General features: G+C 55.2%; 17 protein-coding genes and 1 pseudogene. 10 read left to right on the forward strand and 8 right to left on the reverse strand.

The genetic code is table 11. From position 1 onward, the window contains the following. Window positions 1–3: 3 nt before the first annotated feature. Both ACFX4U_RS23265 and ACFX4U_RS23270 read right to left on the reverse strand, forming a co-directional pair. Entirely contained in the window at window positions 4–597 is a 594-nt protein-coding gene (locus ACFX4U_RS23265; protein WP_370568908.1) for an ATP-dependent Clp protease proteolytic subunit, read from the reverse strand. Window positions 598–699: 102 nt separating this feature from the next. Continuing rightward, window positions 700–861, reverse strand: coding sequence for a DUF1127 domain-containing protein (locus tag ACFX4U_RS23270; protein ID WP_017457790.1), 162 nt, complete (start codon window positions 859–861; stop codon window positions 700–702). A 175-nt stretch (window positions 862–1,036) separates the two neighbouring features. Here ACFX4U_RS23270 and ACFX4U_RS23275 point away from each other — a divergent pair, with 175 nt between their 5' ends. Beyond that, window positions 1,037–2,452 carry a PLP-dependent aminotransferase family protein gene (locus ACFX4U_RS23275; protein WP_313507821.1) on the forward strand — a complete coding sequence of 472 codons (1,416 nt, stop codon included), beginning with the start codon at window positions 1,037–1,039 and terminating at the stop codon, window positions 2,450–2,452. A gap of 2 nt (window positions 2,453–2,454) precedes the next feature. On the opposite strand, the gene ACFX4U_RS23280 is transcribed toward ACFX4U_RS23275, so the two are convergent. Continuing rightward, window positions 2,455–2,913, reverse strand: coding sequence for a C40 family peptidase (locus tag ACFX4U_RS23280; RefSeq protein WP_234455750.1), 459 nt, complete (start codon window positions 2,911–2,913; stop codon window positions 2,455–2,457). 223 nt (window positions 2,914–3,136) lie between these two features. Next, window positions 3,137–3,817, reverse strand: a complete 681-nt coding sequence (locus tag ACFX4U_RS23285) for a FliA/WhiG family RNA polymerase sigma factor (RefSeq protein WP_313507822.1) — start codon at window positions 3,815–3,817, stop codon at window positions 3,137–3,139. 405 nt (window positions 3,818–4,222) lie between these two features. Here ACFX4U_RS23285 and ACFX4U_RS23290 point away from each other — a divergent pair, with 405 nt between their 5' ends. Then, the gene (locus ACFX4U_RS23290; RefSeq protein ID WP_313507823.1) at window positions 4,223–5,107 is read left to right on the forward strand and encodes a winged helix-turn-helix domain-containing protein; all 885 of its coding nucleotides are present in this window, start codon (window positions 4,223–4,225) and stop codon (window positions 5,105–5,107) included. A 16-nt stretch (window positions 5,108–5,123) separates the two neighbouring features. After that, complete coding sequence (locus tag ACFX4U_RS23295) at window positions 5,124–5,549, forward strand: hypothetical protein (protein ID WP_313507824.1); 426 nt, start codon at window positions 5,124–5,126, stop codon at window positions 5,547–5,549. Here ACFX4U_RS23295 and ACFX4U_RS23300 read toward each other — a convergent pair. Beyond that, window positions 5,503–6,192 carry a hypothetical protein gene (locus ACFX4U_RS23300; protein ID WP_305737198.1) on the reverse strand — a complete coding sequence of 230 codons (690 nt, stop codon included), beginning with the start codon at window positions 6,190–6,192 and terminating at the stop codon, window positions 5,503–5,505. The two genes, ACFX4U_RS23295 and ACFX4U_RS23300, sit on opposite strands and share 47 nt — an antisense overlap. Window positions 6,193–6,518: 326 nt before the next feature. Here ACFX4U_RS23300 and murQ point away from each other — a divergent pair, with 326 nt between their 5' ends. Together murQ and murP are read left to right on the forward strand one after the other, a co-directional pair. Continuing rightward, window positions 6,519–7,430 (forward strand): N-acetylmuramic acid 6-phosphate etherase, encoded by a 912-nt coding sequence (murQ, locus tag ACFX4U_RS23305; protein ID WP_313507866.1) that lies wholly within the window; start codon window positions 6,519–6,521, stop codon window positions 7,428–7,430. Continuing rightward, the gene (gene murP / locus ACFX4U_RS23310) at window positions 7,430–8,869 is read left to right on the forward strand and encodes a PTS N-acetylmuramic acid transporter subunit IIBC (RefSeq protein WP_313507825.1); all 1,440 of its coding nucleotides are present in this window, start codon (window positions 7,430–7,432) and stop codon (window positions 8,867–8,869) included. Before murQ ends, murP begins: the two co-directional genes overlap by 1 nt. Before the next feature lie 43 nt (window positions 8,870–8,912). On the opposite strand, the gene ACFX4U_RS23315 is transcribed toward murP, so the two are convergent. From ACFX4U_RS23315 to ACFX4U_RS23325, 3 genes are all read right to left on the reverse strand, one after another. Further along, window positions 8,913–11,006, reverse strand: a complete 2,094-nt coding sequence (locus tag ACFX4U_RS23315) for a TonB-dependent siderophore receptor (protein WP_349350631.1) — start codon at window positions 11,004–11,006, stop codon at window positions 8,913–8,915. 142 nt (window positions 11,007–11,148) lie between these two features. After that, window positions 11,149–12,099 carry an AraC family transcriptional regulator gene (locus ACFX4U_RS23320; RefSeq protein WP_313507828.1) on the reverse strand — a complete coding sequence of 317 codons (951 nt, stop codon included), beginning with the start codon at window positions 12,097–12,099 and terminating at the stop codon, window positions 11,149–11,151. A 117-nt stretch (window positions 12,100–12,216) separates the two neighbouring features. Continuing rightward, entirely contained in the window at window positions 12,217–13,137 is a 921-nt protein-coding gene (locus ACFX4U_RS23325; protein WP_313507829.1) for a LysR family transcriptional regulator, read from the reverse strand. Between the two features lie 87 nt (window positions 13,138–13,224). Between ACFX4U_RS23325 and ACFX4U_RS23330 the strand changes: the two genes are divergently transcribed. The 5 genes and pseudogenes from ACFX4U_RS23330 to ACFX4U_RS23350 all read left to right on the forward strand — a co-directional run. After that, on the forward strand, window positions 13,225–14,010 hold the full coding sequence (locus ACFX4U_RS23330; RefSeq protein WP_305737203.1) for an NAD(P)H-dependent oxidoreductase: 786 nt from the start codon (window positions 13,225–13,227) through the stop codon (window positions 14,008–14,010). Window positions 14,011–14,275: 265 nt separating this feature from the next. After that, window positions 14,276–14,854 carry a TetR/AcrR family transcriptional regulator gene (locus ACFX4U_RS23335; protein WP_200553261.1) on the forward strand — a complete coding sequence of 193 codons (579 nt, stop codon included), beginning with the start codon at window positions 14,276–14,278 and terminating at the stop codon, window positions 14,852–14,854. Window positions 14,855–14,969: 115 nt separating this feature from the next. Continuing rightward, window positions 14,970–16,091 (forward strand): efflux RND transporter periplasmic adaptor subunit, encoded by a 1,122-nt coding sequence (locus tag ACFX4U_RS23340; protein ID WP_313507830.1) that lies wholly within the window; start codon window positions 14,970–14,972, stop codon window positions 16,089–16,091. Continuing rightward, entirely contained in the window at window positions 16,091–19,198 is a 3,108-nt protein-coding gene (locus tag ACFX4U_RS23345; RefSeq protein ID WP_313507831.1) for an efflux RND transporter permease subunit, read from the forward strand. Before ACFX4U_RS23340 ends, ACFX4U_RS23345 begins: the two co-directional genes overlap by 1 nt. Window positions 19,199–19,200: 2 nt before the next feature. Next, window positions 19,201–19,374 (forward strand): annotated as a pseudogene (locus tag ACFX4U_RS23350) (TolC family protein); the annotation flags it as partial. Window positions 19,375–19,448 lie beyond the last annotated feature (74 nt).

The raw sequence follows: 19,448 nt of genomic DNA on the forward strand, positions 1-19,448 counted from the left end.
AACTTAATCCAGATTCAGCTCACCGTAGGATTTGACCACGCGGGAAACGATGCCGTAATCAATGGCTTCTTTGGTGTTCATCCAGTAGTTGCGGTCGGTATCCTGCTTCACTTTGTCCACCGGCTGGCCGGTCGCGTCAGCAATCATGCGGTTAACGCGCTCCAGCGTGCGGATGATCTCTTTCGCTTCGATTTCAATGTCGCTTGCCTGGCCGCGAACGCCACCCAGCGGTTGATGGATCATAAAGCGGGTGTTCGGCAGCGAATAACGGTGCTCTTTCTTAGCCGCCAGCAGGATGGTGATCCCGGCGCTTGCCACCCAGCCGGTGCCAATGATGTGCACTTCCGGGGTGATGAACTTAATCATGTCATGAATGGTATCCGCCGCTTCAACATGACCGCCCTGGCTGTTGAGATAGATTTTAATCGGCGCATCGCTGATGCCCTGCAACAGCAGTAACTGGGTGACTACTTTTTCTGTCAGCGCCTGGTTGATCTCGCCAGAGATAATGATCGAGCGGGCATCCAGCAGTTTTTGCTGCATCAGCTGTGAGACGTTACCGGTCTCTTTCTCTTTTTTCTCGTCGTCTTCGTTCATAAAGTGCATGCGCTTTCTCCCTTCAGGTTGTGGAGCTAAGCATAGCCCAACGCCGGTTGGGCGGAAATAACAAGATGTTATCTCCGCGCGTTATCGCACTTATCACAGTTCACTGCGGCGTAACCCCAGGTCTTTTAGCTGCTCGTCGCTTAATGCGCGCAGCAGCCGCCGCGTTTTCACGCGTTCATGCAGCCGTTGCAGTTTGCGCCACAGTAAAACAAACCCGAAAAACGGGCGGTTGGGTCGATTTTCAAAAAATTCCATGGTGCTCTCCTCGCCTGAAAAGAGCTCTATCTTCGCCGTTCTCACCCATTACAATACAGATTCAGAAATCACTTTTCTTTAACATACAGATCGCTTAAAACAACGTCTGAATCGCGAATTTCACGCCAATCTGTACTGGTTCTTAAATCTGTATGGTGAACTTTAAGGATACAGCATGACACGCTACCAACATCTGGCCACGCTGCTGGCAGAACGCATTGAACAGGGATTGTATCGCCACGGCGAAAAACTGCCGTCAGTGCGCAGCCTGAGTCAGGAACACGGCGTGAGTATCAGCACCGTGCAACAGGCTTACCAGGTGCTGGAGAGCCTGCAACTGATAACGCCCCAGCCGCGTTCCGGCTATTTTGTCGCACCGCGCAAAGCAAAGCCGCCCGTGCCGGCGATGTCGCGCCCGGTACAGAGGCCGGTAGAAGTCACGCAGTGGGATGAAGTGCTGACGCTGCTGGATGCGCGCACCGATAAAGCGATTGCTGCGTTTGGCGGCGGCGCGCCGGATATCACCCAGCCAACCCTTAAACCGTTGTGGCGTGAGATGAGCCGTATCGCCCAACACCAGGTAATGGATGCGTTAAGCTACGACACGCTGCCAGGCCGCCGTGAACTGCGTGAGCAAATCGCCCGGCTGATGCTGGACGGCGGCGCATCGGTCAGCGCCGACGATATTGTCATCGCCAGCGGTTGCCACCCGGCGCTGGCGCTCGCTTTGCTGGCGGTGTGCCAGCCGGGGTATATTGTCGCCGTTGAATCCCCCTCGTATTACGGCACGATGCAGTTGCTGCGTGGTCTGGATATTAAAGCCATTGAAATTCCGACCGATCCCGAAACCGGCATCAGCGTAGAAGCTCTGGAGCTGGCGCTGGAACAGTGGCCCATTAAGGGCGTGATTCTGGTGCCGAACTGCAATAACCCGCTCGGGTTTATCATGCCGGACGCACGGAAAAAGGCCGTGCTGGCGCTGGCGCAGCGCCACGACATCGTGATTTTTGAAGACGATATTTACGGCGAGCTGGCAGCCGAATATCCGCGTCCCAGTACCATAAAATCCTATGATATTGATGGTCGCGTGCTGCTGTGCAGTTCCATCACCAAAACCGTGGCACCGGGTCTGCGCGTCGGCTGGATTGCGCCAGGCCGTTATCTGGATCGGGTGCTGCATAAAAAGTATGCCGCCATCGGCACTAATGTGCCGGGAACACAACTGGCGGTTGCAGCGTTTATTCGCGACGGCCACTACCATCGACATGTGCGGCGTATGCGCCAGGTTTATCAGCAGCAACTGGAAACTTACACCTGCTGGGTGCGCCAGTATTTTCCCTGCGGTATCTGCGTAACACGCCCGCAAGGCGGTTATCTACTGTGGGTTGAGTTGCCGGAAACCGTCGATATGGTCTGTGTTTCCCGCGCGCTGTGCCGCCTGAAAATCCAGATTGCGCCCGGCTCGTTATTCTCCGCGTCCGGTAAGTACCGTAACTGCCTGCGCCTGAATTGCGCCCTACCGCTAACCGAGGCTAATCGCGAGGTGATCAAGCAGTTGGGCGAAGCAATTCATAACGCGCTGGAAGCGTGAGTTCAGATCACGCGTTTGCCTGTCAGAATACGGCGCGCGCCGAGGTAGTGATCCTGCCAGTAATCATCAAGAAAATGGCTGATACGGATATTCAACCCGGTGCGCGGCGCTTCGATAAAGCGGTTATTACCCAGATAAACACCGACATGATCGACCTGACCGCGTAATTTGCTGCGAAAGAACAGCAAATCCCCCTGGCGCAAGTTTGCGGTTTTTACCCGCATCAAGCGTTTGTCATGGAACATGGCTTTGGTGGTGCGGGGTAATTTATTACTCAGCACTTTGTTGTAGGCATAGAACACCAGCCCACTACAGTCGAAGCCGCGCGCCGGCGAGACGCCGCCAAAGACGTAAGGTTTACCCAACTGTTTTTTGAGGTGATGCACAACCTTGTCAACTTTAGACTTACGCGTCGCCGCGAGCGTCTCTTCACGGGTGGGCTTGCGCTGTTCGGCAAGCATTGTTAGCGCCTGTGTACGGCTAACCGGTTTAGACTGCGTACAACCGGTCAGGAACACAGAAAGCAAAATAAGAAAAAAAAGCCCCAAAAACCCGCGGAGCACGCTCTGCCTGGGGGCAACGATGGATGATACAGTCAAATATTTCACAACATTAATACTAATAAAAATAAAGGGTTAAAATTTTAAATACTTTTTTCATTCCTTCGCGGAAGGAGAAACGTACTCACTCGTCAAAAAATGCCCGTAACTTTTGCACTATCACTTTATTAAGCTGACAAATACGGGCTTCTGTCAGTCCAAGCATTGAGGCAATCTCTTTCAGGCTTAATTCATGGTGGTAATACAACCCCAGAATCGTCTGTTCACGCTGTGTCAGGCTTGCTATCGCGCTTTTTAGTGCGCGGCTACTCACTACTTCTTCTTCAAGTGGGCGGCTTTCCAGCGCGTGGGCGTGGAGATCGTTATCCAGGCTCTCCAGTTCACTGGCGGAGTCGAGCAATAAATAGTGCTGATACTCCTCTGGCGTAATAGAAAGTCGCTCGCTTAATTCATTAAAATTAGGCACATAGCCAAGTTCACGCGCCAGATCACGAATGGCGTCGTTGAGCTTGTACATTTTTTGGCGCAGCCGACGTGGCCGCCAATCCTGCTGGCGTAGCTCGTCAAGAATTGCCCCGCGAATGCGCTGAACAGCGTAACCGGCAAATTGCGCATCCGGTTGTCCATAGCGACGCAATGAAAAGAGCAAACCCGTCAGGGCGACTTGCCGCATATCGTCTTTATCCATTACGCTGCTGGTCTGCCAGGCAAATTGTTTCACCACTTTATGCACCAGCGGTAAATAATCGCGGACATAGCGCGCTTCATCGGGAAACGTTATCGTTTCAGAGGTAATTACACTCATTATTATTTAACGGCGCAGACTAGATTTATTAAATAAAAACAGAAGTATGCTGCTTTTGCATTTTTAAGGCTGACGTTTCTCATTAGTTCAATGGATAAAAAGATTAATTAAATAGACAACAATAAATTAACATCAAACAGTTACATCAAGCGGTACTGCACGCCCCCCCGTCTTAACTGGTGTAAAAAGATACACCACAACATCTATTCTTAATCCCCCGAAAAGCGGCAATTAATGAATTTGCGTATAATTCATCTACCGCACAGTAGTATTATTAATATCTCATATGGAATGATTGCTGAGGCCACAAGATTTGTTCACGCGCCTTTACGTTAATTAATTCTCAATTACTGTTAATAACCTTAATAATCGCTTGTTCCAGGATGGAGCTACTCGAAATTCGTCATGAAAAAATATTGTTGTGCCATTAACAATTGGTTAATTGATTTGCCTTCCGGATCAATTATTCATTTAGTCACCGGAGAACATAAGCGGCTGGGCGCGTACCAGCTCAAACTGCTGGACCTGCTGCAGCAGAACCCGGGTAAGGTTTTTACGCGAGAAGAGCTGACCAACCAGGTCTGGGAGGGGCGGGTTATCGGCAATAATAGCCTGCCAAACGCCATTCACGCCCTGCGCGCAGCGCTGGAAGATGACGGCAAACAGCAACGCATTATTCGCACTGTGCCTAAACGGGGCTATGTGCTGGATGCAGAATATTGCCAGCAGGTTGAAAGTCCGCAGGAAGATATTTCATTAGATAATGAGAAATCTCTCACAGAGGCGGACGCAGCCAATATACCGCCGCACTCTTCTGACGTGACGCATAAAACGTCTGGACAACTAACGCGCTATCGCCGTGGCGTCGTCGTATCGCTATTGCTGGCTGTCGCGCTTTTTGTCGCCTTTATCGGTTATTTGAAAATCGATCGCGGCCAGACCATAAAACCTGAAGAGCTGGCGAAGAACGAGTACAGCAATATTCGTCTGTATACGCTCGTTGAACCAGGCGAGCGTGTACAAGATCAAGCCACGGTTTACAACCGGCTCAAGGACACCTATCACCTTTTAAATGAGCAGATAAAAAAGGAATCCATCAACCTGAGCATCTATTCGCGAAGTGATAACCAAACGCTGAACTTCACCCTGCGCTTACACAGTACCTGTGGGCAGAATATTCTGGCGATGCAGATCTATCACTGGCGGGCCAATTTGGCTTCGCTTAATGAATTGATACTTGATGAAACGCGGAGAAAACTCGATGAAATGGCGCCTTGTAAGACCGCATAAGTACGGGGTGATGCTCATGCTCACGGCGCTGATTATCGCTGCCTGCGGCTATTTTTGGCATCGTTCGCAGCCCGCATTAAAACCCGGCAGTAGCATGACGCAGCAATTCGGTTTCTACGATTTGCCGCAGCAGCAAAAAGAGCTTTATGACGTCCAGTTCTCCACCGTTGGAGAGACAATCGTCAGCCATGTCAGCAGTCCGAATAACCCTCAGTTCAGGCTCAAAGGAAGCTTCGTGCAGAAAAAACAGGCGGGAGAGAAACGCATTTTTACCTATACCCCCATTCATTTCGTCCCCTCGCCGGACACTCCGCTGCTTGCCAGCAACATTGATTTACTGATGCATTCGCAAGTGCGTATGCAGCAACTTTGGCCAGATGGCGTGCCGCTGGTCACTATGCAAAACGGAATGATCTTTCTCTACCCGCTGGACGACAGGTAGGAACCGGCGTGAGGTTGTTATCACGCCAGCTAACCAGGCCCGGATTCACCGCCAGCCAGCAATGTTTCCCCATTAATAATGGCCAAAGCTCATTAAGGCTGGCGGCATGCTCTATCGCACGGTGGTAAGCATTTAATAATACAGGGTAATAGCTGGCGTTAACGGCATAGGCAGCAGCGCTATCAGCGTGATGCACACGCGCAATGCCAGGCAGCGCCAGCAACGGCGAGAAATGCTGATAATGCCCGCCCAGCAGCAACGCATGCCAGTCCAGCCTATTAAGGCTCGTAAAGATGCGATTCGCCTGGGCGAATACCCTTTCATCCTGGGTCAACTGAAAGCCGGCATCGAACAGCAGGACATTGCGCCACCCTTGCCGTTGCGCTTCGCTCAATACCATGCACTGTGTCTGTAATTCAGCCAGTCGGCCATCACCACCCGACGCTCTGGCAACGGGCCAGAGTTGTTCCGCGCTTATACCTGCCTGACTTAACACTGCGCATTGCGCACCGAGCAATGCCTCCTCCTGCATATCAAAGAGCACCGCTACCTTTGCAAAACTGCGCCACTGTAAATTGCAACGCAGCGACAGCTGCGGGCTCTGCCAGTGAGGGAAAGTAGCGGCGTAATTCAACTTATGCATTGCATCATCCTTGCAGATAACAGGCGTCATAATGGTATTTGTGACTGACCACAGAGTGATAAAGCCGGTGGGTCTTTTAACGCAGACAGGATGAAAAGTCCCATCAATCAACGACATTAAATAATTAAGTCTTAGAAAACATGCCGGTAAGTAAAATCTGTGTGCAATATTGCCGTATGAACGGCGTCACATTTCTGGCGTAATAAGCAAATAAGAATAAATTATTCTTATTAAACATTTTATGAGTAATATATTATTCCTTACCGGGTGCCTGAGCCGCAGTGCAGCAGGCAAAGAACAGTGAAACCGAGTTGAGCGAAACGTTGATGAACATTGATCTCTCCAGACTGACTACCGAAGGCCGCAATACCGCCAGCGCTGACATTGACATGCTTGATACCGAAGCGATGTTGAGAGTTATCAACCGTGAAGATCAAAAAGTGGCGTTGGCGGTGGAAAAAACGATCCCGGCGATCGCGCAGGCGGTAGACGCGATTGTGGCGGCTTTTCAGAAAGGTGGGCGCTTGATTTACTGCGGCGCGGGTACATCCGGGCGGCTTGGGATACTTGATGCCAGCGAATGCCCGCCAACGTATGGCACGCCGCGCGAGCAGGTGGTTGGCTTGATAGCTGGCGGCCATCGCGCCATTTTGCAGGCGGTAGAAAACGCCGAAGATAGCCTGACGCTCGGTGTTGACGATCTTAAAGCGCTCAATTTTAACGCGAACGACATCCTGGTCGGCATCGCCGCCAGCGGCCGCACGCCGTATGTCATTGCCGCTATGCAGTACGCCCAAAAACTCGGTGCGACCACCGTCGCGCTGACCTGTAACGCAGGCAGTGAAATGGCGCAAATCGCCGATATCGCCATCGTGCCGGTAGTGGGCGCAGAAGTCGTCACCGGCTCATCGCGAATGAAAGCCGGAACGGCGCAGAAACTGGTGCTGAACATGCTGACCACCGGCGCGATGATCCGCAGCGGCAAAGTGTACGGCAACTTAATGGTTGATGTGGAAGCCACCAACCAGAAGCTGGTGCAGCGGCAAATCAATATCGTGATGGAAGCGACCGATTGCGACAGCGCCACCGCGACCCAGGCGCTGCAAGCCTGCGATGGGCATTGTAAAACCGCCATCGTGATGGTGTTAGGCGGGCTGAACGCTGAACAGGCAGCACGCCTGTTAGCCGATAATGGTGGGTTTATTCGCCAGGCGCTGGCTCACGCGGGAGTCAACTAATGGCCAAAATCAGCGAGCAGTTTATTGCCGCGATCGTGCAATTGGTGGGCGGCAAAGAGAATATTAAAACCTGCGGCAACTGCATGACGCGGCTGCGCCTGACGTTAAACAACGATGCGCTGGTGGATAACGCCGGGCTCAAAGCGCTGCCCGGGGTTCTTGGCGTGGTCAATAGCGAGGATCAGTTGCAAATCATCGTTGGCCCCGGCAAAGCGCAAACGGCGGCAGAAATGATGAGCGCGATGACAGGCGGCGTCAGTGCGCCTGCGGAAGCGGCGTCACTAAAAAGTATCGCCAGCGATACCAAACAGCAGATGAAAGCGAAACAAACCAGCGGCGTGCATCAGTTTCTGGCGAAGTTTTCGACCATTTTCACCCCGTTAATCCCCGGTTTTATCGCCGCCGGGATGCTGCTCGGCTTCGCTACCCTGATTGAGCAAAGCCTGATTATCAATGCCGCCGAAAAAAATGCCACACTTGTCCATATCGTTGGTTATATGAAAGTTTTCGGCAAAGCGCTGTTCACTTTCCTGCCGATTTTAATTGGCTATAACGCTCAAAAAGCCTTTGGTGGCAGCGGCGTTAATGGCGCGATCATCGCCGCGCTCTTTGTGCTCGGTTACGATCCAAAAGCGACAGTGGGCTATTTTTCCGGCATCGATAACTTTTTTGGTATGGGTATCGATCCGCGCGGCAACATTATTGGCGTGTTGATCGCAGCAATCACCGGCGCCTGGATCGAGCGGCAGATCCGTAAAGTTATGCCGGATAACCTCGACATGATCCTCACCTCGTTGCTGACGCTACTGATTACCGGCGCGTTAACCTTCACGGTGATCATGCCGATCGGCGTTGAGCTGTTTAAAGGCATGTCGTGGCTCTTCCTGCACCTTAACGGCAATCCGTTCGGCTGCGCGGTGCTGGCCGGGCTGTTCCTGATTGCCGTGGTGTTTGGTGTGCATCAAGGTTTTATTCCAGTCTATTTCGCGCTGATGGATGCGCAGGGCTTTAACTCGCTGTTCCCGATTCTGGCGATGGCGGGCGGTGGTCAGGTAGGCGCGGCACTGGCGCTTTATTTCCGCTCGGCGCGCGAGTCGATTCTGCGCAATCAGATTCGTGGCGCGATCATTCCCGGACTGCTCGGGGTGGGCGAACCGTTGATTTACGCCGTCACGCTGCCGCGTGTAAAACCGTTTGTCACGGCCTGTATCGGCGGTGCTTGTGGTGGTTTCTTTATTGGCACTTTCGCCTGGTTCGGTTTGCCGGTTGGACTCAACACCGTGTTTGGCCCATCCGGCCTGGTGGCGCTGCCGTTGATGACCTCCGGGCAGGGGATCTACACGGGAATGGCAGTTTACGCCGCCGGTGTAGTCGTCGCCTACGTATGCGGTTTTCTCGCCACCTGGTTCTTTGGTCACAAAAACGTGGATTTGAGCTAATGCCAGGCTTTCACCCGGCGCAAAGCCGGGTGAAATCAGAGCATCAGAAGCGGTACGAGAGGCTGCCGACGATGCTGCGTTCTGCACCGAAATAGCAGTAAGAGAGTGAGTTACACGCCGCGACATAGCGTTTGTCAGTCAGGTTGTTGACGTTAACCTGCGCGCTCAACCCTTTCAGTCCCACATGACTCAGGTCATAACCCACCGCCAGATCAACCAGCGTGTAAGACGGCAGCGTGTGCGTGTTCTGGCGATCGGAGGTGATGCCATTGACATAGCGCACACCGGAACCGACTGTCAGCCCATTCAGCACCCCCGCTTTCACGTCATAACTGAGCCACGCGCTGGCCTGGTTACGCGGCGCGTACACCGCGCGGTTGCCCTGCTCCTGCGCGCTGCTCTTCTTGTAGCGAATGTCGTTGTAGGTGTAGGCCGCCTGCAAACGCAGGTTGTCCGTCAGTTGCCCCACGGCTTCCAGTTCAACACCTTCGGATTCGATCTCGCCAATGGAACGGTAGGGATCGGTCGGCTCCACTTTGGTGGCGATGTTCTCCTGGTTGATGCGATACACCGACGCGCTGTACATGGTTTGCGAGCCTTCCGGCTGGAACTTCAGCCCCGCTTCCCACTGTTTACCCTTCATTGGTTGCAGGATCTTGCCGTACTCGTCGGTAAAGCTGGTCGGCGTGAATGCGGTCGAATAGCTGACATACGGCGCAAAACCGCTATCGAACAGGTACATCAGCGCCGCGCGGCTGCTGAAGTGGTTCTTATCCAGCGTATCGCTGGTGTCGGTGATCTTATTGACGTTAGTGATCTTCACCTGATCGTGACGACCGCCCAGCGTCAGACGCCATCTGTCCAGTGACATTTGATCCTGCGCGTAGATCCCGGTCTGCTCAAGTTTGTGTTTTTCGCGGCTATAGACGCTGATCGACAGCGGATCGGCACCATAAACCGGGTGGAAAGCGTCGATCGCCGGGAAGCTGCCATAAGAGGCGGTGACGTTATTGCTGCGGCGCTGATAGTCCACGCCGAACAGCAAGCGATGGTTGATAATGCCAGTATCGATGCTGCCATCGATCTGGTTATCCAGCGTCACCGCCGAGAGCGATTCATCCGAGCCGGAGTAACCCCGGTTCAGCTCGGTGTCATTCAGCCAGCCTGCGGCGTAAACCTGGTTCAGATCGACAGTGGTGTGCAGGTAGCGCAATTTCTGGCGCACCGACCAGCCGCTGTCGAAGGCGTGTTCAACGTTATAACCGACCATATTTTCGCGGCGATCGTATTTGTCGTAATCGTCTTCGCCTTCAAAGAAGGTGTTGGAAATTTTCTTGCCCGCGTGCGGCACCACGGTACCTTCATACGGCAAACCGGAGTGGCTGCCGCCTTCGGGATCGCGATGCAGGTAAGCCATCAGCTCCAGGCGCGTGTGATCGGTAATGCGCCAGGTCAGGCTCGGCGCGATGGCGTAACGCTGCTCTTTCAGGTGGTCAAACTGCGAATCCGCATAGCGTGTCATACCGGTTAAACGCACCGCCACACGGTCGTTATCATCAACCGGGCCGGTAACGTCAAACGCCGCGCCGCGTTGGTTATTATTTCCGGCGAACAGCTTCACTTCACCGCCGGGGTCAAACGATGGCTTGCGCGAATTCAGCGCCACAATACCGCCTGGCGATGAACGCCCATACAGCACCGATGCCGGGCCGCGCACCACTTCCACGCTATCCAGGAACCACGGATCGATAACCAGCGAGCTGTGGGAGTTGGTGTCGCCCATCATTTTCAGCCCGTCGAGATAGACGTTATCCAGGCTACCGTCAGAAAAACCACGCAGCACGATATAGTCAAAACGGTTGGATGCGCCAATCTGGTTGCTGTAGACACCCGGTGTGTAGCTCACCGCCTGACGCACGCTGATGGCGCCCTGCTCTTCATACTGCTGGCGGGTGACAATCGATACCGCCTGCGGCGTTTCGATATCAGGCGTCTCCAGCTTGGTCGCGCCGCTTTGCATTTGTGAAGTCACTACCACGGTATCGTTGGTGGGGGTTGTCTCTTGTGCCAGCACCGTTACGCTCATCCCGCCGGTTATGCAGCCAATCATCAGCGCCAGTCGCGTTTTTGCGAACATGAAAATCTCCAGAAGCCATTATTATTGTAAATAAGAATTATTACCCTTTTGAATTCGCCGATAGCTATGCGCAGTGATGATTCACGTATGCGCGATGATAAAACCGCGCACACATCAGCAAAGCTGGTCTACACAGGGGAAATCAGGACGCGCGGATTTCGCTGGGTGCCATACCGTAGCGGCGGCGAAACGCGGTGGAAAAGTTAGTGGCGTGTTGATAACCGGACATCCACGCGGCCTGCTGTACGCTGTAGCCTTCTGCCAGATAGCGACGCGCCAGTTCAAGACGGCAGTCGCGCAGGTAATCAAACACAGAGTGACCGTACGCCTGGCGGAACTTCACACGCAGGCTGCTGGCGCTCATCGCCGCCAGCTGCGCCAGTGCTGCCAGGGTGTACTCTTTTTCGGGGTGCTGTTCCAGTAAACGGCGTACGTTTTCCAGCCGCTGCTGTGCGCCACACGGGATTGTGCGGCATCTCTCCTGCCCGTGTATGCGCTGCGACAGCGCGTTACCCAGCAGTTGCAGCATCACGCCTTCCAGCATCAGTTGGCGGGAGAGCGCAGGCAGCGAAGTTTGCTGCGTTTGCTGTAAACCAGACAGTAAAAAGCCCGGCACCTGCCATAAAAAAGTCGGTGCGCCGTGCGCTTCCCACTGTTGTAAAAGTGCGGAGAGGAGCGGCGATTGCCAGCAGCTTGCCGGATCAACGCCCAGTGATAACGTACGCAGATGGCAATCCGCCAGATGGCTGGCGTTCATTACCTGATGCTCGCTCAGGCGTGAGGTAAACGCCATACCGGAGCGCACGACAAACTCTTCACCGTTCAGGCGCAGCATCACGCTGCCTTCCAGCACCACCAGCATATAGAGCGGGCAACTGTGCAGCGAGGTGGTTTCATAAGGTTGCAGAACGCGAATATCAGAACGGGTAAGGTTGATACCAGAAGAGAGCGTCATCTCTTCAACGTCGCCCTGAATTACAATGCGCTGCGCTTGACTGACAAGACCGGTTGCCAGCGACGGGAAGCGGTAATCAATCCCATAACGCTCGCCAAACCCGATAAAGTCTTCAATTGAAAAGTGTCTTTTTTGCATAGACGGCAGCCATCGCTATCTGTCGAACCCTCACCCACGCGCGGGCGAAACGGCCTACACCTTATCATTCGCCCTGATGCGCTTCAATAATGTTGAGAATTATTCTCAACATACTCATTACGGCGTGTTAGTCCGGCCGGCGTTTCCCAACACAGCGAGAACCTGCTGGCGCAGCCATTTATGTCCGGGATCGCGGTGCAACCGCTCATGCCAGAGCATCAACATATCGAAGCCTGGCAGATCAAGAGGCGGATCAACGACCTGCAATGCGCCAGTGTTGGCGACAAGCCGCTCCGGCAGCACGGCGACCAAATCGGTGCGCGCCAGCACATCCAGCATAAACAGGAAGTGCGGCACCGAAAGCACCACATTGCGCGTCAACCCGCGAGCCGCCAGCGCGTCGTCCGTGGCCGCCTGAAAACCGCCGCCCTCCGGCGAGACAATCACATGTTCCAGCTGGCAGAACTGCTTGAGCGACGGGCGGCGTTTGAACGCCGGATGGCCTACACGACCGGCCAGCACATAGCGCTCAGTAAACAATAACCGCTGATGCAGCGACGCCGGTGCGCCTTCACGCAAATGAAAGAACAGATCGATATCGCCCTGCTCGGCCTGGCGCTTAATCTGCACAGGATTAAGTTCAAACACCGCGAGGCGACTGGCGGGCGCGTCGCGACGCAAAGTGTTAAGCAGCGGCAGCAGCACCGCCGATTCGGTGTAATCCGTCGCCGCAATACGCCAGGTGACACTGGCGCGGGCGGGGTCAAACGCGTTGACTGGCGATACTGCGCGCTCCAGCGCTTCCAGCGCCTGGCGTAACGGTTCGCGCAACTCGTCCGCCCGCACTGTCGGCTGCATACCGCGCGGGCCGGGAAGCAGCAGCGGATCGTCAAAGATCTCCCGCAACCGCGCCAGTTGCACACTCACCGACGGCTGGGAAAGATTCAGCCGCTGCGCCGCGCGCGTGACATTGTGCTCACGGAGCAATACATCCAGCGTCAGCAGCAAGTTCAGATCCAGGCGGTAGAGATTAATCATGGCTATACCTGTGATATCAGCAATTAATTTCTACTATATCTGCGCTTCACCTACCCTGCAGCTTCAATCTTATTGCCGGGAGTTGTTATGAATGTCTTGATTGTTTATGCCCATCCTCAGCCGCATTCGCTGAATGGCGCGCTGAAAGAATTTGCCGTGCAGCATCTTGAAAAAGCAGGCCATCATGTCGAAGTTTCCGACCTGTACGCCATGCAGTGGAAAGCGCAGCTCGATGCGAACGACAGCCTTGATGCGCCCGTTAACGATGTTTTCAACCCGTCGGCAGATTCGAAACACGCCTTCGAGCAGGGCCGACAAGCTGCGGATATCGCAGCCGAACAGGCCAAACTGCGCTGGGCCGATGCAGTGATTTTCCAGTTTCCACTGTGGTGGTTTTCCATGCCCGCCATTATGAAAGGCTGGTTCGACCGCGTGTACGCCTGCGGTTTCGCCTACGGCGTGGGCGAGCACAGCGACACGCACTGGGGCGATCGCTACGGCGAAGGCAGCCTGGCCGGTAAGCGCGCCATGCTGCTGGTCACCGCTGGCGGTTGGGAATCGCACTACAGCCCGCGCGGTATCAACGGCCCTATCGACGACATTCTGTTTCCGATCCAGCACGGCATGCTGTTTTACCCTGGTTTTGAAGTACTGCCGCCGCTGGTGATTTATCGCACCAGCCGCGTTGATGACACGCGATTCGCCGCCCACCGTGAAGAACTGGCACAGCGGCTGGATACGTTATGGCAGACGTCACCGCTACCGTTTCGCCAGCAAAACGCCGGGGATTACACCATTCCGGCGTTAACTTTGCGCCCGGAGATTGCGCCGGGCGAAAGCGGGCTGGCCATTCATCAGCAGAGAAAAGAATAAACGCACAAAAATAACCGGTGCCGATAAATGGCGCCGGTTTACTCTATTCGCAATCCATCACAATCTCTTCAAATTAATATCAACTCTCTTCGCTATTATTTTCTGGCGCATTTCTCCATTGTTTTTCATTATTTCTTCACAATAGCAAGTTTTGTAAATTCCAATAATTTGCGCAGGAAATGTTTACGCGAAAAATATAAATTCGTTTAATCTATCCGAAGTTGAGAACGATCACTCTCAAAAAGCAATCAACCGAGGGTTACCGATGCCGCCGAAAACCACGCAGGAACAACGCCATCAGCAGCGTAAAGATGAGATTATCGCCGCCGCCCGTCGGCGTTTTCGCGTGAGCGGCTTTCACGCCGCCAGCATGTCGCAAATCGCCCTGGAAGCCCAGTTGAGCGTCGGGCAGATCTACCGCTATTTCAGCAGTAAAGACGCCATTATTGAGGAGATTGTTCGCCGTATCATCGACTATCGCATCGCCGAAATGGAAAACAAAGCCGAAACCACGCACCTGCCGGAAGTGCTGGCCTGGCGGCAAACGCTCAGCCCGGATGACGACGCGTTAATGCTGGAGATGTCGGCAGAAGCGACGCGCAACCCACAAGTTCAGGCAATGATGGTCGAAGCCGATGCCCGCATGTTTAACAATGCCTGCAACCATATGCAGAGCCGACATCCACATTTAAGCGCCGAGCAGGTGCGCTGCCGCGTTGAGCTGCTGGCAGGCCTGATGGAAGGCGCGACATTGCGCCGTTTAACGCCACAAAAATGCGACCCGGCACAGTTAAAAGAGCTGTATCAGGAAATTATCACAATGGTATTTCTGCCAAAGAAATAATCCGACAAATATAAACCCGCGCTTATTTCCAGCCCTTCGGAAATAAGCGCCAACTCGCCTGCTTATTATCCTGTTTTAAAAACGGGCAGGCTTCGCTTATGCCAGGAAAATAGTCATGAAGTTAATAACAACAACGTTGATGGCCGCATTCGCGCTGGTTGGATGCGATAACGCCACACCACCTGCACAACACCCCACTCAGGAAGTCGGCGTCGTCACCCTGAAAAGCCAGTCGCTCGCCGTGACCAGCCTGTTAACCGGGCGTACCGCCGCGTCACTCTCCGCAGAAGTACGACCGCAAGTTGGCGGCATTATTCAAAAACGCCTGTTTACTGAAGGTGATACGGTAAAGGCCGGGCAGGCGCTTTACCAGATCGACCCTTCCAGCTACCGCGCCACGTTTGATGAAGCCGACGCCGCGCTGAAACAGGCGCAGGCGCTGCTAATATCCGATTGCCAGAAAGCCACCCGCTACGCGCAACTGGTGAAAGAGGATGGCGTCTCGCGCCAGGACGCTGACGATGCGCAATCGACCTGCGCGCAGGACAAAGCCAGCGTAAGCGCGAAAAAAGCGGCGCTGGAAAGCGCGCGCATCAACCTGAACTGGACCACCGTCACTTCACCGATCAGCGGGCGCATTGGCATCTCGTCCGTCACACCTGGCGCGCTGGTCACGGCGGAACAGACCACGGCGCTGGCAACCGTGCGCGGGCTCGACACCATGTATGTCGATCTCACCCGTTCAAGCGTCGATCTGCTGCGCCTGCGCCAGCAAGCGCTGGCCAGCGACAGCAACACGCTCGCCGTCACGCTGACGCTGGAAGATGGCAGCATTTACAGCGAAAAAGGCCGCCTGGCGCTAACCGAAGTCGCCGTCGATGAATCCACCGGCTCCGTTACGCTGCGCGCGGTGTTCCCCAACCCGCATCAGCAACTGCTGCCGGGGATGTTTGTGCGCGCCCGTGTGGAAGAAGGGGTAATGGCAAACGCGATCCTCGCACCGCAGCAAGGCGTCACGCGTGATGCGAAAGGCAATGCCACTGCGCTGGTCGTCAATGCGAAGAATCAGGTTGAGCAGCGCAACATCGAAACCGGCGATACCTATGGCGATAAATGGTTAGTTCTGAAAGGCCTGGAAAATGGCGACAAGCTGATCGTCGAAGGCACCGATAAAGTCGCTGCGGGATCCACTGTGAAAGCCGTTGAGCTCCCGCAAGACAACGGAGGAAAAGCCTGATGTTCTCCAGCTTCTTTGTGCGCCGCCCGGTTTTCGCCTGGGTGATCGCCATCCTTATCATGATGGCCGGTATTCTGGCGATCCGCACCTTGCCGGTAGCGCAGTATCCGGATGTTGCGCCGCCTGCGATAAAAATCAGCGCCACCTATACCGGCGCCTCGGCGCAGACGCTGGAAAACAGCGTCACCCAGGTAATCGAACAGCAACTTACCGGGCTGGATAACCTGCTCTATTTCACCTCCACCAGCAGCTCCGATGGCCAGGTGGATATCACCGTCACCTTTGAGCAGGGCACCGACCCGGATACCGCGCAGGTGCAGGTGCAAAACAAGGTGCAGCAGGCGGAATCCCGCTTACCGACGGAAGTCACTCAATCCGGCGTGACGGTGGTGAAATCCCAGAGCAACTTCCTGCTGATCATGGGGCTGTACGATAAAACCGACCGCGCCACCAGTTCCGATATCGCCGACTGGCTGGTCAGTAACATGCAGGATCCGCTGGCACGCGTGAACGGTGTCGGTAGCTTGCAGGTGTTTGGCGCAGAATACGCGATGCGAATCTGGATGGATCCCGACAAACTCGCCTCGTACTCGCTGATGCCGTCCGATGTGCAATCGGCGATTGAAGCGCAAAACGTACAGGTTTCTGCCGGTAAAATCGGTGCATTACCCTCTTCCGGCCAACAACAGCTCACCGCCACGGTGCGCGCCCAGTCGCGCCTGCAAACCGTGGCGCAATTCCAGGACATTATCATCAAAAGCGAGAGCAGCGGCGCTGTCGTGCGGGTGAAAGATGTCGCGCGCGTGGAGATGGGCAGTGAAGATTATGTCGCTTCAGCAAAGCTGAACGGCCACCCGGCTGCCGGTCTGGCGGTGATGCTGGCACCCGGCGCAAACGCGCTGGATACCGCAACACGTGTGAAAGATAAAATCGCCGAGTACCGCCACAGCATGCCGCAGGGCTACGATGTGGCGTACCCGAAAGACAGCACTGAATTTATTAAGATCTCGATTGAAGACGTGGTGCAAACGCTGATTGAAGCCATCATTCTGGTGGTCTGCGTGATGTACCTTTTTTTGCAAAATATCCGCGCCACGCTTATCCCGGCGCTGGCGGTGCCGGTGGTGTTGCTGGGGACGTTTGGCGTGCTGGCGCTGTTTGGTTATTCGATCAACACCCTGACGCTGTTCGCCATGGTGCTGGCAATCGGCCTGCTGGTGGATGACGCCATTGTGGTGGTGGAGAACGTCGAGCGCATCATGCGCGACGAAGGCCTGCCCGCCCGCGAAGCCACCATCAAATCGATGGGCGAAATCTCCGGGGCGCTGATCGCTATTGCACTGGTGCTCTCCGCCGTCTTCCTGCCGATGGCCTTTTTCGGCGGCTCCACCGGGGTGATTTACCGCCAGTTCTCCGTCACCATTATCTCGGCGATGACGCTGTCGGTCGTCGTTGCGCTGACCTTAACGCCAGCGCTCTGCGGCTCGGTAATGCAACACAGCACGCCGCATAAAAAAGGGTTCTTCGGCGCGTTTAACTGCTTTTACAACAACACCGAGCACAAGTATCAACACGGTGTGTTACGCGTGCTGCGCCGCACGGTTACCGTGGTCGGCACGTACGCCGTGCTTTGCGCAGCCATGGCCTTCGTGATGTGGCGTCTGCCTGGCAGTTTCCTGCCGACAGAAGACCAGGGCGAAATCATGGTGCAGTTCACCCTGCCCGCCGGGGCGACTGCCACGCGTACCGACGCGGTGGCCAGCAAAGTGACCGACTGGTTCCTAAACACCGAAAAAGCCAACACCGAGGCTATCTTCACCGTGACCGGTTTTAGCTTTAGCGGCAGCGGACAGAACGCCGGGATGGCCTTCGTTTCACTGAAAAACTGGTCGCAACGTAAAGGCGCGGAAAATACCGCACAGGCGATTGCCCAGCGCGCCAGCCGCGAGTTAAGCAGCATCCGCGATGCCAGCATCTTCGCCATGACGCCGCCTTCAGTGGACGGGCTCGGTCAAAGCAACGGCTTCACCTTTGAGTTGCTCGCCAGCGGCAGCACCGATCGCGACCAGTTATTGAAGCTGCGCAATCAGTTGCTGGCGAGCGCTAATCAGAGCAGCGAACTTACCGCCGTGCGCGCCAACGCGCTGCCGGAAACGCCGCAGTTACAGGTCGATATCGACAGCAACAAAGCGGTGGCGTTGGGGCTTTCGCTGAGCGATGTCAGCGACACGCTCTCCAGCGCCTGGGGCGGCACGTACGTGAATGACTTTATCGATCGCGGACGCGTGAAAAAGGTCTATATCCAGGGCGAAAGCGATTCCCGCGCCTCACCTGCGGATCTGAATAAATGGTTTGTGCGCGGCAGCAATAACGACATGACCCCGTTCTCAGCCTTCGCCACCACGCACTGGGAATATGGCCCGGAAACGCTGGTGCGTTACAACGGTTCCGCGGCGTATGAGATTCAGGGCGAGAATGCCAGCGGCTTCAGTTCAGGCGTGGCGATGACCAAAATGGAAAACCTCGCCAACACCTTACCGGCCGGGACAACGTGGGCGTGGAGCGGCTTGTCATTGCAGGAGAAACTTGCCAGCGGCCAGGCCATGAGCCTGTACGCCATCTCCATCATGGTGGTGTTCCTGTGCCTTGCGGCGCTGTATGAGAGCTGGTCCGTACCGCTTTCGGTGATCCTGGTTATCCCGCTGGGCTTGCTGGGCGCGGCGCTGGCGGCGTGGATGCGCGGGTTGAGTAACGACGTTTACTTCCAGGTCGCGCTGCTGACCACCATTGGCCTGTCGTCGAAAAACGCCATCCTGATTGTTGAATTCGCCGAAGCGGCAGTCCACCAGGGCAGCTCTTTGTCACGCGCGGCGCTGCGTGCGGCGCGGACTCGTCTGCGCCCGATCATGATGACCTCACTGGCGTTTATCGCCGGGGTCACACCGCTGGCCGTCGCCACTGGCGCAGGCGCGAACAGCCGCGTCGCTATCGGCACCGGGATCATCGGCGGGACGCTCACCGCGACGCTGCTGGCAATCTTCTTTGTCCCTCTGTTCTTTGTGCTGGTGAAAAAACTGTTCACCGGTAAACGCGCACGTCAGGAGTAATCATGTTGCGTATCAGTGTTCTTTTCCTCGCCCTGCTGAGCGCCGGTTGCGTCTCTCTCGACCCGACTTACCAGCGCCCGCAGGCGCCAATTCCCGCGACCTTACCGGGAACGCAAGGCCAGGCGAAAGCCGTGGCCGCCGACTGGCAGCAGATCGTTAACGATAGCCGCCTGAAAATAAATATCCTCCGGCATAGCCGGAGGTTTTTCTGATGCGCCTATAAGGCTCTCTTACCAGCCGCGCCCTAACA

The organism is Kosakonia sp. YIM B13588 (assembly GCF_042788165.1).
Lineage (GTDB): Bacteria > Pseudomonadota > Gammaproteobacteria > Enterobacterales > Enterobacteriaceae > Kosakonia > Kosakonia sacchari.